At 70.5% G+C, this 12,940-nt stretch carries 12 protein-coding genes; all 12 read left to right on the top strand.

The annotated features are described in order from the left end of the window. Positions 1–204 precede the first annotated feature (204 nt). The gene (locus ACWGI6_RS26550) at positions 205–750 is read left to right on the top strand and encodes a LemA family protein (protein ID WP_393906101.1); all 546 of its coding nucleotides are present in this window, start codon (positions 205–207) and stop codon (positions 748–750) included. 151 nt (positions 751–901) lie between these two features. Then, complete coding sequence (pdxS, locus tag ACWGI6_RS26545) at positions 902–1,813, top strand: pyridoxal 5'-phosphate synthase lyase subunit PdxS (RefSeq protein WP_393906100.1); 912 nt, start codon at positions 902–904, stop codon at positions 1,811–1,813. 8 nt (positions 1,814–1,821) lie between these two features. Further along, on the top strand, positions 1,822–2,457 hold the full coding sequence (gene pdxT, locus ACWGI6_RS26540; RefSeq protein ID WP_453269825.1) for a pyridoxal 5'-phosphate synthase glutaminase subunit PdxT: 636 nt from the start codon (positions 1,822–1,824) through the stop codon (positions 2,455–2,457). 63 nt (positions 2,458–2,520) lie between these two features. After that, the gene (locus tag ACWGI6_RS26535; RefSeq protein WP_453269824.1) at positions 2,521–3,273 is read left to right on the top strand and encodes a YebC/PmpR family DNA-binding transcriptional regulator; all 753 of its coding nucleotides are present in this window, start codon (positions 2,521–2,523) and stop codon (positions 3,271–3,273) included. 151 nt (positions 3,274–3,424) lie between these two features. Beyond that, positions 3,425–4,003, top strand: coding sequence for a crossover junction endodeoxyribonuclease RuvC (gene ruvC / locus ACWGI6_RS26530; protein WP_393906097.1), 579 nt, complete (start codon positions 3,425–3,427; stop codon positions 4,001–4,003). Continuing rightward, positions 4,000–4,620 (top strand): Holliday junction branch migration protein RuvA, encoded by a 621-nt coding sequence (gene ruvA, locus ACWGI6_RS26525; protein ID WP_453269823.1) that lies wholly within the window; start codon positions 4,000–4,002, stop codon positions 4,618–4,620. The genes ruvC and ruvA overlap by 4 nt, the downstream gene beginning before the upstream one ends. 82 nt (positions 4,621–4,702) lie before the next feature. Next, the gene (gene ruvB / locus ACWGI6_RS26520; protein ID WP_393906095.1) at positions 4,703–5,794 is read left to right on the top strand and encodes a Holliday junction branch migration DNA helicase RuvB; all 1,092 of its coding nucleotides are present in this window, start codon (positions 4,703–4,705) and stop codon (positions 5,792–5,794) included. Between the two features lie 160 nt (positions 5,795–5,954). Continuing rightward, the gene (gene yajC, locus ACWGI6_RS26515; RefSeq protein WP_453269822.1) at positions 5,955–6,503 is read left to right on the top strand and encodes a preprotein translocase subunit YajC; all 549 of its coding nucleotides are present in this window, start codon (positions 5,955–5,957) and stop codon (positions 6,501–6,503) included. Between the two features lie 150 nt (positions 6,504–6,653). Beyond that, on the top strand, positions 6,654–8,414 hold the full coding sequence (gene secD / locus ACWGI6_RS26510; protein ID WP_453269821.1) for a protein translocase subunit SecD: 1,761 nt from the start codon (positions 6,654–6,656) through the stop codon (positions 8,412–8,414). A gap of 1 nt (position 8,415) precedes the next feature. Further along, the gene (gene secF / locus ACWGI6_RS26505) at positions 8,416–9,537 is read left to right on the top strand and encodes a protein translocase subunit SecF (RefSeq protein ID WP_453269820.1); all 1,122 of its coding nucleotides are present in this window, start codon (positions 8,416–8,418) and stop codon (positions 9,535–9,537) included. Further along, complete coding sequence (locus tag ACWGI6_RS26500) at positions 9,534–10,082, top strand: adenine phosphoribosyltransferase (protein WP_453269819.1); 549 nt, start codon at positions 9,534–9,536, stop codon at positions 10,080–10,082. The genes secF and ACWGI6_RS26500 overlap by 4 nt, the downstream gene beginning before the upstream one ends. 175 nt (positions 10,083–10,257) lie before the next feature. Further along, on the top strand, positions 10,258–12,891 hold the full coding sequence (locus tag ACWGI6_RS26495) for a RelA/SpoT family protein (protein ID WP_453269818.1): 2,634 nt from the start codon (positions 10,258–10,260) through the stop codon (positions 12,889–12,891). Positions 12,892–12,940: the final 49 nt, after the last annotated feature.

Below are 12,940 nucleotides of genomic sequence, written 5' to 3'. Positions count from 1 at the left end.
GGACGTAAAGCGAAGCAGTCCGGCACCCCACCCGCGGAGGCCCGTCACCGCACCCCGGCAGCCCCGCGCAGCGGCAACGCCCGCCGCAGGCGCAACGGCGAGCGCACCGCGCAGCGGGCGGCAAACGGCGACAAACCCCCACGGCGGGCCGGCCGACAACGTGGGCCGCAAAGCAAAGCGCACAGACGCGTATCGTGACCGCCCGTGACCACGTTCATCTGGATCGCCGCCGCGATCGTCCTCATCGGCATCTATCTGAGCTGGACGGCCGGGCGGCTCGACCGCCTGCACGCCCGCATCGACGCGGCCAGGGCGGCCCTCGACGCCCAACTGCTCCGGCGTGCGTCCGTCGCGCAGGAGGTGGGCACCTCGGGGGTCCTCGATCCCGCCGCCTCGATCGTCCTCTACCAGGCCGCGCACGAGGCCCGGCAGGCCGCGGAGGACCACCGTGAGGTCGCGGAGAGCGAACTGAGCCAGGCGCTGCGGGCCATCTTCGCCGAGGAGGCCCAGCTGGAGGCCGTACGGGAGGCTCCGGGCGGTGAACGCACGGTCACCGAACTCACCGCCGCGGTGCGCCGGGTCCCGATGGCCCGCCGTTTCCACAACGATGCCGTACGGGCCGCCCGCGCCGTCCGCCGCCACCGGGTGGTGCGCTATCTGCGGCTCGCCGGCCATGCGCCGTTTCCGCTGGCCTTCGAGATGGACGACGAGCCGCCGGCCGTCCTGGACGACCGCTCGGCCGGGAACTGAACGGGAGCCGGCACCCGGCGGACGGGCGCCGGAGAGTGCGAGTCCCAGCGGTGACGAGCCACTGACCTCTAATTGGCCCTTTTCCCAGGCCACTCACTAACGGTTGTGTGGGCGCAGCAGTACAGCCACCCGCACTGAGTGAGGTCACACCGTGTCCAGCACGCCCACCACGTCCCAGCACCCCGAGACCGGAACCGCGCGCGTCAAGCGCGGGATGGCCGAGCAGCTCAAGGGCGGCGTGATCATGGACGTCGTCACGCCGGAAGAGGCGAAGATCGCCGAGGACGCGGGCGCCGTCGCCGTCATGGCCCTGGAGCGGGTCCCCGCCGACATCCGTAAGGACGGCGGCGTGGCCCGGATGTCGGACCCCGACATGATCGACGGAATCATCAGCGCCGTCTCCATCCCGGTCATGGCCAAGTCCCGCATCGGCCACTTCGTCGAGGCCCAGGTCCTGCAGTCGCTCGGCGTCGACTACATCGACGAGTCCGAGGTCCTCACCCCGGCCGACGAGGTCAACCACTCCGACAAGTGGGCGTTCACCACCCCCTTCGTGTGTGGTGCCACCAACCTGGGCGAGGCGCTGCGCCGGATCACCGAGGGCGCGGCCATGATCCGCTCGAAGGGCGAGGCCGGCACCGGCAACGTCGTCGAGGCGGTGCGCCACATGCGTCAGATCAAGGGCGAGATCGCCCGGCTGCGCGGCTACGACAACAACGAGCTGTTCGCCGCCGCCAAGGAGCTGCGCGCCCCGTACGAGCTGGTCAAGGAGGTCGCCGAGCTCGGCAAGCTGCCGGTCGTGCTGTTCTCCGCCGGTGGCGTCGCCACCCCGGCCGACGCCGCGCTGATGCGTCAACTCGGCGCCGAGGGCGTCTTCGTCGGCTCCGGCATCTTCAAGTCCGGCGACCCCGCCAAGCGCGCCGCCGCGATCGTGAAGGCCACGACCTTCTACGACGACCCGAAGGTCATCGCGGACGTCTCCCGCAACCTGGGCGAGGCCATGGTCGGCATCAACTGCGACACCCTCCCCGAGGCCGAGCGCTACGCCAACCGCGGCTGGTAGGACCATAGATGAGCACCCCCACGATCGGTGTGCTGGCCCTCCAGGGCGACGTCCGCGAGCACCTCGCCGCGCTCGCCGAGTCGGACGCCCTGGCCCGGCCGGTACGCCGTCCCGAGGAACTGGACGAGATCGACGGCCTGGTCATACCGGGCGGCGAGTCCACCACCATGTCCAAGCTGGCCGTCGTCTTCGGCATGCTGGAGCCGCTCCGTGCCTTCGTCCGCGCGGGCAAGCCGGTCTACGGCACCTGCGCCGGCATGATCATGGTCGCGGACAAGCTGCTGGACGCCCGGGAGGACCAGGAGACGTTCGGCGGCATCGACATGATCGTGCGCCGTAACGCCTTCGGGCGGCAGAACGAGTCGTTCGAGGCGGCCATCGACGTCGCCGGGGTCCCCGGCGGGCCGGTCGAGGGTGTCTTCATCCGGGCGCCCTGGGTCGAGTCGGTCGGCGGCGCGGTCGAGGTCCTGGCGACGTACGACGGGCACACCGTGGCCGTGCGGCAGGGTAACGTCCTCGCCACGTCCTTCCACCCGGAGCTCACCGGCGACCACCGGGTCCACGCCCTGTTCGTGGACATGGTGCGGCGCGCTCAGGGCTTCGCCGGTGGTGGCCGGGCGATGGGCGGGAGTTACACCGTGTGACCTGTCCCCGGTAGGATCTGTGGCGTTCGTTTCAGACGTTGGTTACGCGAAGGAGACAGGCGGATGTCCGGCCACTCTAAATGGGCTACGACGAAGCACAAGAAGGCCGTGATCGATGCCAAGCGCGGCAAGCTCTTCGCGAAGCTGATCAAGAACATCGAGGTCGCCGCCCGTACCGGCGGCGCCGATCCGGACGGCAATCCGACCCTCTTCGACGCCATCCAGAAGGCCAAGAAGAGCTCGGTGCCCAACAAGAACATCGACTCCGCGGTCAAGCGCGGTGCGGGTCTTGAGGCCGGTGGCGCCGAGTACGAAACCATCATGTACGAGGGGTACGGCCCCAACGGTGTCGCGGTGCTCATCGAGTGCCTCACCGACAACCGCAACCGTGCCGCCTCGGACGTCCGCGTCGCCATGACCCGCAACGGCGGTTCGATGGCCGACCCGGGTTCGGTGTCGTACCTGTTCAACCGCAAGGGCGTGGTGATCGTCCCCAAGGGCGAACTGTCCGAGGACGACGTCCTGGGCGCGGTCCTGGATGCGGGTGCCGAAGAGGTCAACGACCTCGGCGAGTCCTTCGAGGTGCTCAGCGAGGCCACCGACCTGGTCGCGGTCCGCAGTGCCCTCCAGGAGTCCGGCATCGACTACGACTCGGCGGACGCCAACTTCGTCCCGACCATGCAGGTCGAGCTGGAGGAAGACGGCGCGCGCAAGATCTTCAAGCTGATCGACGCGCTGGAGGACAGCGACGACGTGCAGAACGTCTTCGCCAACTTCGACGTCTCGGACGACGTGATGGCCAAGGTCGACGCCTGACGGACGTGGCACGCTCGGTCGACTGACGGGCCGACGGGGACACACCCCGTCGGCCCGTCGGTTTGTCAGTGGCAGCCACTACTGTGCTGATCAGGGGGCATCCGCTCCCTGACCGAGAACTGGTGAGCGACAGCGCGAGGGGCGGGGACCGATGAGGGTGCTGGGGGTGGACCCGGGGCTGACGCGCTGCGGGGTCGGCGTGGTCGACGGGGTCGCGGGGCGCCCGCTGACGATGGTCGGCGTCGGCGTCGTCCGTACTCCCGCGGACGCCGATATCGCCCACCGTCTCGTCGAGATCGAGCGCGGGATAGACGCCTGGCTGGACGAACACCGCCCGGAGTACGTCGCCGTGGAGCGGGTCTTCAGCCAGCACAACGTCCGTACGGTCATGGGCACCGCCCAGGCCAGCGCGGTCGCCATGCTGTGCGCGGCGCGCCGCGGACTGCCGGTCGCGCTGCACACCCCCAGCGAGGTCAAGGCCGCCGTCACCGGATCGGGCCGGGCCGACAAGGCCCAGGTCGGCGCGATGGTCACGCGTCTGCTGCGGCTCGACGCACCACCGAAGCCGGCCGACGCCGCCGATGCTCTGGCCCTCGCCATCTGTCACATCTGGCGCGCCCCCGCGCTCAACCGCCTCCAGCAGGCGCATGCCGCGGCCCGCCGCGCCGCTCCCGCCACCATCCCGTCGTCCGGCCCGCGCCGGCCGACCCCCGAGAAGGGCACCCGATGATCGCCTTCGTCTCCGGCCCGGTCGCGGCCCTCGCCCCGGACACCGCCGTCGTCGAGGTCGGCGGTGTCGGCATGGCCGTGCAGTGCACGCCGAACACCCTGTCGGCCCTGCGCATCGGCCAGCAGGCCAAGCTCGCCACGTCCCTCGTCGTGCGCGAGGACTCGCTCACCCTCTACGGCTTCGCCGACGACGACGAGCGCCAGACCTTCGAGCTGCTGCAGACCGCCAGCGGCGTCGGCCCCCGGCTCGCCCAGGCGATGCTGGCCGTGCACTCCCCGGACACCCTGCGCCTCGCCGTCTCGACCGACGACGAGAAGACCCTCACCGCCGTGCCCGGCATCGGCAAGAAGGGCGCACAGAAGCTGCTCCTGGAGCTCAAGGACCGGCTCGGCGCACCGATGGGCACCGCCCGCGCGGGCGTCGGCAGCGCCGTCACGGCCGGCTGGCGCGATCAGCTGCACGCCGCCCTGATCGGGCTCGGCTATGCCACCCGCGAGGCCGACGAAGCGGTCGCCGCGGTCGCCCCGCAGGCCGAGGCGGCGGTCGCCGAGGGCGGTGCGCCCCAGGTGCCGCAGTTGCTCAAGGCGGCCCTGCAGACTCTGAACCGGGCGCGATGACCGCAGCCGGCCGGGCTCCACGCCCCCGACCGTACGACCACGCAGGCGGCCCGGCCGCCCCGACCCCGCGAGGCATTCCGCAGTGAACTGGGACGACACCGCACCGCACACCGCCGAGGACGCCGCCACGGGCGCGCCCGACCGGCTGGTCGGGGCCGACGCGGACGGCGAGGACACCGCCGTCGAGGCCGCGCTGCGGCCCAAGGACCTCGAGGAATTCGTCGGCCAGGAGCGGGTGCGTGAACAGCTCGACCTGGTGCTGCGCGCCGCCCGCGCCCGCGGCGCCACCGCCGACCATGTCCTGCTGTCCGGGGCGCCCGGCCTGGGCAAGACGACCCTCTCGATGATCATCGCGGCCGAGATGGGCGCCCCGATCCGGATCACCTCCGGACCCGCCATCCAGCACGCCGGTGACCTCGCCGCGATCCTCTCCTCCCTCCAGGAGGGCGAGGTCCTCTTCCTCGACGAGATCCACCGGATGTCCCGGCCCGCCGAGGAAATGCTCTACATGGCGATGGAGGACTTCCGCGTCGACGTGATCGTCGGCAAGGGCCCGGGAGCCACCGCCATCCCCCTTGAACTCCCTCCGTTCACCCTGGTCGGGGCCACGACCAGGGCCGGTCTGCTGCCGCCCCCGCTGCGTGACCGCTTCGGCTTCACCGCCCATATGGAGTTCTACGCCCCCGCCGAGCTGGAGCGGGTCATCCACCGCTCGGCCGGGCTGCTGGACGTCGACATAGAACCCGAGGGCGCCGCCGAGATCGCCGGCCGCTCCCGCGGCACGCCCCGTATCGCCAACCGCCTGCTGCGCCGCGTCCGCGACTATGCCCAGGTGAAGGCCGACGGCTTGATCACCCGCGAGATCGCCTCCCAGGCCCTCAAGGTCTACGAGGTCGACGCCCGCGGCCTGGACCGCCTCGACCGCGGCGTGCTCACGGCCCTGCTCAAGCTGTTCGGCGGCGGCCCGGTGGGCCTGTCCACCCTCGCGGTCGCGGTGGGGGAGGAGCGGGAGACCGTCGAGGAGGTCGCCGAACCCTTCCTCGTACGGGAAGGACTGTTGGCCAGGACCCCCAGGGGCCGGATCGCGACCCCGGCCGCGTGGGCACACCTGGGCCTCGTACCGCCGCAGCAGCAATCAGGCGGAAGCGGGCAGCAGGGCTTGTTCGGGGCGTGACGGCGCGGATACTCGCACGGTCAGGAACTGCGGTGGGATGCTGGGCGTTGTTCCACTGGTAGGGACTCGCCTAGACTCCGCCGATGCCGTTCGTATGGACGGCTACCCACCCCCGTATATGAGACCGCGCATCCGCGGTCGTGCGAAGGAATTCCGTCCCGTGAGTATCTATACTCTCCTCCCCTTCATCGTCCTCATCGGGGCCATGTTCCTGATGACCCGGTCTGCCAAGAAGAAGCAGCAGGCGGCCGCGCAGATGCGCAACGAAATGCAGGCCGGCACCGGCGTCCGGACGATCGGCGGCATGTTCGCCACCGTCAAGGAAATCCATGAGGAAACCGTCCTCCTGGAGGTCGCCCCCGGCGTGCACGCGATCTACGCCAAGAACGCCATCGGCGCGGTGCTCGCGGACGAGGAGTACAACCGCATCCTGGACGGTGCCGACCCGGTCCACGGCGACGAGCCGGTCGTCCCGGACGACGCCTCCTCGCTGACCGGCGGCACCGCCGGCGAGGCCACCGAAGCGGCCGACAAGGGCGACAAGATCGACCTGGGCAAGGCCGAGACCCCGGCCGCCGAGCCCGCTGAGGACAAGCCCGCCGCCGAGGCCAAGGACACCAAGGCCGCCGACGACGCCAAGGACACCGTCAAGGCCGACGCGGACACCGCCAAGGACGACAAGAAGTCCGGCGACGACGAAGCCAAGTAGTACCCCCACGGAACCGCGGAGCACGCGTGGCATGTCGTGCACCGCGGTTCCGTGACGGTCTAGGCTCCGGCGGGGGCACGTCCCCACAAGACTTCGTGGCTCCTCGGCCGGCAACCCGGGCCGAGGGGTTGGACAGGGAGATACGAGAAGGTGGCAGCACCGAAGAAGGGCCGCAGGGGGCCCGCGAGCCAGGGGCATCCGGGCCGCACCCTGCTCCTGGTCCTCATCGCCATGGCGGGGCTGGTCGGAGGCATGTTCTACTCCGGCACGCTGACGCCGCGGCTGGGCATCGACCTGGCCGGCGGCACCAGCTTCACGCTGGCGGCCCAGAACCAGCCGGGCAAGCCCAACGCGATCAACGAGACCAACATGAAAACCGCCGCCGGCATCATGGAGCGACGGGTCAACGGTCTCGGTGTGACCGAGTCCGAGGTCCAGACGCAGGGCAGCAACCACATCATCGTGAACATCCCCAAGGGGACGGACGCGAAGCAGGCCCGCCAGCAGGTCGGCACCACAGCCCAGCTCGGGTTCCGGCCGGTGCTGACCACCACCGCGGGTGCCAAGACCCCCGAGCAGCCCAAGCCCGGCCCCTCCCAGAGCGGAGCGAACGGCAAGGGCGACAAGGCCAAGGGTCAGCAGCACGCCACTTCGCCGCAGTCGCCGGGCGCCAAGCCGACGCCGCAGGGCCGCGCGGTGACGGACTCGCTGAAGAAGGCACCGTCCGCCAAGCCCACCCCTCCCGGCCCGGCCAAGCCTTCCGCGCCCCAGGCGCCGCCGACGCCGCCGGGCGGCGCGGCCATCCCGCCGGCCCTCCAGAAGCAGCTCAACGCGCTGGACTGTTCCACGAAGAAGAGCCGCGCCACCGCCGGTGAGAAGGCCGCCAACGCCAAGCCGTCCGACCCGATCGTGGCGTGCAAGGACAACGGCACGCAGAAGTACGTGCTCGGACCCGTCGGCGTCGAGGGCACGGACGTCAGCGACGCCAAGGCCGTCTTCGACGCCCAGCAGGGCCAGGGCTGGATCGTCCAGATGGACTTCACCTCCGACGGCGGCAAGAAGTTCGGAGACATCACCGGCAAGCTCGCCACCAAGACGCCGCCGCAGAACCAGTTCGGCATCGTCCTGGACGGCGCGGTCGTTTCCTCCCCCTCGGTGGACAAGGCCATCATGGGCGGCAACGCCACCATCTCCGGTGGCTTCACCCAGCAGACCGCCGAGGACCTCGGCAACATGCTCTCCTACGGTGCCCTGCCGCTCTCCTTCAAGATCGACGACGAGACCACGGTCACCGCGGCGCTCGGCGGCGAGCAGCTGCACGCCGGTCTGATCGCCGGCGCCATCGGCCTCGCACTGGTCGTCGTCTACCTCGTTGCCTACTACCGGGGGCTGGCGCTGGTCGCGCTGGCGAGCCTGGGCGTCTCGGCGGTCCTGACGTACACGATCATGACGTTGCTGGGCCCGGCCATCGGGTTCGCGCTGAACCTCCCGGCGGTCTGTGGCGCCATCGTCGCCATCGGTATCACCGCCGACTCGTTCATCGTCTACTTCGAACGCATCCGGGACGAGATCCGCGAGGGACGCACCCTGCGCCCGGCAGTCGAGCGGGGCTGGCCGCGGGCCCGCCGTACGATCCTGGTCTCCGACTTCGTATCGTTCCTGGCCGCCGCGGTGCTGTTCACCGTCACCGTCGGCAAGGTGCAGGGCTTTGCCTTCACGCTCGGCCTCACCACGGTCCTCGACGTCGTCGTGGTCTTCTTCTTCACCAAGCCCCTGATGACGCTGCTGGCCCGGCGGAAGTTCTTCTCCGAAGGCCATCACTGGTCCGGCCTCGATCCCAAGCGCCTGGGCGCCAAGCCGCCGCTGCGTCGTCGTCGCGGCGCCGCCCCCACCCAGACGAAGGAGGCGTGAGATGTCCAAGCTCGGAAGCATCGGCGCCCGGCTCTACCGCGGCGAGGTCGGCTACGACTTCATCGGCAAGCGGAAGATCTGGTACGGCGTCTCGATCCTCATCACCGTCGTGGCCATCGTCGGCCTGGCGGTGCGCGGCCTGAACATGGGCATCGAGTTCTCCGGCGGCGCGGTCTTCACCACCCCGAAGACCTCCGTCTCCGCCTCGGAGGCACAGCACAAGGCGGAGTCGGTGGCCGGCGGCCACCAGGCCGTGGTGCAGAAGCTCGGCGGCGACGCCCTGCGCATCCAGATCAGCGGTCTGGACACCAAGCAGGCGGTGCCGGTCCAGGAAGAGCTCGCCAAGGACCTGAACGTCCCGGTCAAGGACGTCAACACCCAGCTGGTCGGACCGAGTTGGGGTGAGCAGATCGCCGACAAGGCGTGGCTGGGCCTGGGGATCTTCATGGTCCTCGTGGTGTTCTACCTGGCCATCGCCTTCGAGTGGCGGATGGCCCTGGCCGCCCTGGTCGCCCTGATCCACGACCTGACGATCACGGTCGGGGTCTACGCCCTGGTCGGCTTCGAGGTCACCCCCGGCACGGTCATCGGTCTGCTGACGATCCTCGGTTACTCCCTCTACGACACGGTCGTCGTCTTCGACAGCCTCAAGGAAGCCTCCAAGGACATCACCAAGCAGACCCGCTTCACCTATGGCGAGATCGCCAACCGCAGCATCAACGGCACCCTGGTGCGCTCCATCAACACCACCGTCGTGGCGCTGCTCCCGGTCGCCGGTCTGCTGTTCGTCGGCGGCGGTGTCCTGGGCGCGGGCATGCTCAACGACATCTCGCTGGCCTTGTTCGTCGGTCTCGCCGCCGGTGCGTACTCCTCGATCTTCATCGCGACCCCGCTGGTCGCCGACCTGAAGGGCCGTGAGCCGCAGATGAAGGCGCTGGCCAAGCGGGTGAAGGCGAAGCGTGCCGCGGCCGCGGCCAAGGGCGGGAGCCAGGAGGACCCGCAGGATGCGGGTCCCGCCGCGGTGGACGACGAGAACGGTGACGGCGCCGCGGTCGTCGGCCCCCGGCAGCAGCCCGCCTCCCGCAACCGCGGACGCGGCCGCCCGTCGGGCAAGCGCCGATGAGCGCCCCCGCAGGCCTGCGCGAGCTGCTGCTCAGCCGGATCGCGGACGTACCGGACCACCCGCAGCCGGGCGTGGTGTTCAAGGACATCACCCCGCTGCTGGACGACCCGGCCGCCTTCGGCGCGCTGACCGAGGCGTTCGTCGAACTGTGCGGGCGGCATCGGGTGGACAAGGTCGTGGGCCTGGAGGCGCGCGGCTTCATCCTCGCCGCCCCGGTCGCGGTGCGCGCCGGCGTCGGCTTCGTCCCCGTACGCAAGGCGGGCAAGCTGCCCCGTAAGACGCTGCGGCAGGCGTACGAGCTGGAGTACGGCAGCGCCGAGATCGAGATCCACGCCGATGCGCTGGCCCCGGGAGAACGGGTGCTGGTGATAGACGACGTCCTCGCCACCGGCGGCACCGCCGACGCCTCGCTGCAGCTCATCCGCCGGGCGGGCGCCGAGGTCGCGGGCGTGGCGGTCCTGCTGGAGCTGGGCTTCCTGGCCGGCCGGCGGCGGCTGGAGCCGGGCCTGAAGGGCGCTCCGCTGGAGGCCCTGATCACGGTCTGAGCCACGCGCGCACAGCACCTTCGCACAATCAGGGGCATCCGGAAGAATTCGGGTGCCCCTGCTGCTGTGTCATGTACGGAACCCCGGCCGCGGGGGAGGCGCGGCCCCGGGGTCGATACCATGGCACCCCGACCCGTTCGAGGTCCTGGGGTCCGGAACCGCTTGAGGAGTGCTCTTGCCAGACGAGGCCCAGCCGCTCTCCCCCGGACTGCGTCCGGCGGGATCCGACGCCGCGCGCCCGGACGAGCCGAAGCCGGCGGACGCGGCTTCCTCGGACGCGCCCCAGCCCGAGCGGCAGGATGCGTCCGACGGCACCGCCACGCCCCGGTCGCCGGCCGGCGGGTCCGCCGTGTCCCGGACCCCCGCCGAGGGGCCCCCTACGGCGCCCAAGCCGGGGCCCGCCTCCTCCTCGCCCCAGCCGGCCTCGCCGTCCCGCGCGGCCAAGCCGCCGGCCAAGGCCGACCAGCCCGCCGCGCCCAAGCCGCTGGCGCCCACCCCCGCCGGCCGCTCCGGCTCACCCAACCGGGTACGGGCCCGGCTCGCCCGGCTGGGCGTCCAGCGCTCCAGCCCGTACAACCCGGTCCTGGAGCCGCTGCTGCGGGCCGTCCGCGGCAATGACCCCAAGATCGAGACCGCGACGCTGCGCCAGATCGAGCGGGCCTATCAGGTCGCCGAGCGCTGGCACCGCGGCCAGAAGCGCAAGAGTGGCGACCCTTACATCACCCATCCGCTCGCGGTGACGACGATCCTCGCCGAGCTGGGCATGGACCCGGCGACGCTGATGGCCGGCCTGCTGCACGACACCGTCGAGGACACCGAATACGGCCTGGACACCCTGCGGGGCGACTTCGGCGACCAGGTCGCGCTGCTGGTCGACGGCGTCACCAAGCTCGACCGCGTCAAGTTCGGCGAGGCCGCGCAGGCCGAGACGGTGCGCAAGATGGTCGTCGCGATGGCCAAGGACCCGCGCGTCCTGGTCATCAAGCTCGCCGACCGGCTGCACAACATGCGCACCATGCGCTACCTCAAGCGGGAGAAGCAGGAGAAGAAGGCCCGCGAGACGCTGGAGATCTACGCTCCGCTCGCCCACCGCCTGGGCATGAACACCATCAAGTGGGAGCTGGAGGACCTCGCCTTCGCGATCCTCTACCCCAAGATGTACGACGAGATCGTCCGGCTGGTCGCCGAGCGGGCGCCCAAGCGCGATGAGTATCTGGCCATAGTGACCGACGAGGTCCAGGCCGATCTGCGCGCCGCCCGCATCAAGGCCACCGTCACCGGCCGCCCGAAGCACTACTACAGCGTCTACCAGAAGATGATCGTGCGCGGCCGCGACTTCGCCGAGATCTACGACCTGGTGGGCATCCGCGTCCTCGTCGACACCGTCCGCGACTGCTACGCCGCCCTCGGCACCATCCACGCGCGATGGAACCCGGTCCCCGGCCGGTTCAAGGACTACATCGCGATGCCCAAGTTCAACATGTACCAGTCGCTGCACACGACGGTGATCGGCCCCAGCGGCAAGCCCGTTGAGCTCCAGATCCGTACCTTCGACATGCACCGCCGGGCCGAGTACGGCATCGCCGCCCACTGGAAGTACAAGCAGGAGGCGGTCGCCGGCACGTCCAAGGTGCGCACGGACGTGCCCAAGGGCGTCGGCAAGGGCTCCGGCCAGGACACCGTCAACGACATGGCCTGGCTGCGGCAGTTGCTGGACTGGCAGAAGGAGACCGAGGACCCGGGCGAGTTCCTGGAGTCGCTGCGCTTCGACCTGTCCCGCAACGAGGTCTTCGTCTTCACGCCCAAGGGCGACGTGATAGCGCTGCCGGCCGGCGCCACCCCCGTCGACTTCGCGTACGCGGTGCACACCGAGGTCGGCCACCGCACGATAGGAGCGCGGGTCAACGGGCGCCTCGTGCCGCTCGAATCGACCCTGGACAACGGCGACTTGGTGGAGGTCTTCACCTCCAAGGCAACGGGCGCCGGGCCCTCCCGCGACTGGCTCGGCTTCGTCAAGTCCCCGCGCGCCCGCAACAAGATCCGCGGCTGGTTCTCCAAGGAGCGCCGCGACGAGGCCATCGAGCAGGGCAAGGACGCCATCGCGCGCGCCATGCGCAAGCAGAACCTGCCGATCCAGCGGATCCTGACCGGCGACTCCCTGGTCACGCTCGCGCACGAGATGCGCTACCCGGACATCTCCTCGCTCTACGCCGCCATCGGGGAGGGCCATGTTGCCGCACAGAGCGTCGTCCAGAAGCTGGTGCAGGCGCTCGGCGGCCAGGACGAGGCCACCGAGGACATCGCCGAGTCGACCCCGATCCGGCCGCGCTCCAAGCGCCGCTCCAGCGCCGACCCCGGTGTGGTCGTCAAGGGCGTCGACGATGTGTGGGTCAAGCTCGCCCGCTGTTGTACGCCGGTTCCCGGCGACCCCATCATCGGCTTCGTCACCCGCGGCAACGGCGTCTCGGTCCACCGCGCCGACTGCGTCAACGTCGACTCGCTGTCCCGGCAGCCGGAACGGATCCTGGAGGTCGAGTGGGCGCCCACCCAGTCCTCGGTCTTCCTGGTCGCCATCCAGGTCGAGGCCCTGGACCGCTCACGGCTCCTCTCGGACGTCACCCGGATCCTGTCCGACCAGCACGTCAACATCCTCTCGGCGGCCGTCCAGACCTCCCGTGACCGCGTGGCCACCTCGCGCTTCACCTTCGAGATGGGCGACCCGAAGCATCTGGGGCATGTGCTGAAGGCGGTGCGGGGCGTGGAGGGCGTGTACGACGTCTACCGCGTGACCTCGGCCCGCCGGCCGTAAGCGGCGCACGACAAGGGCCCCGGTACGGATTCCGTACCGGGGCCCTTCT

Source organism: Streptomyces sp. NPDC054786, from assembly GCF_053611685.1.
The sequence above is the reverse complement of the archived record's forward strand: the minus strand, read 5'-3'. Positions and strand labels throughout refer to the sequence as shown.

Excerpts from the sequence above, each read along its gene's own strand:
- secF (WP_453269820.1), top strand. The coding sequence starts at position 8,416 with ATGTCCAAGCTCGGAAGCATCGGCGCCCGGCTCTACCGCGGCGAGGTC.
- ruvA (WP_453269823.1), top strand. The coding sequence starts at position 4,000 with ATGATCGCCTTCGTCTCCGGCCCGGTCGCGGCCCTCGCCCCGGACACC.
- ACWGI6_RS26500 (WP_453269819.1), top strand. The coding sequence starts at position 9,534 with ATGAGCGCCCCCGCAGGCCTGCGCGAGCTGCTGCTCAGCCGGATCGCG.
- ruvC (WP_393906097.1), top strand. The coding sequence starts at position 3,425 with ATGAGGGTGCTGGGGGTGGACCCGGGGCTGACGCGCTGCGGGGTCGGC.
- pdxT (WP_453269825.1), top strand. The coding sequence starts at position 1,822 with ATGAGCACCCCCACGATCGGTGTGCTGGCCCTCCAGGGCGACGTCCGC.
- ACWGI6_RS26535 (WP_453269824.1), top strand. The coding sequence starts at position 2,521 with ATGTCCGGCCACTCTAAATGGGCTACGACGAAGCACAAGAAGGCCGTG.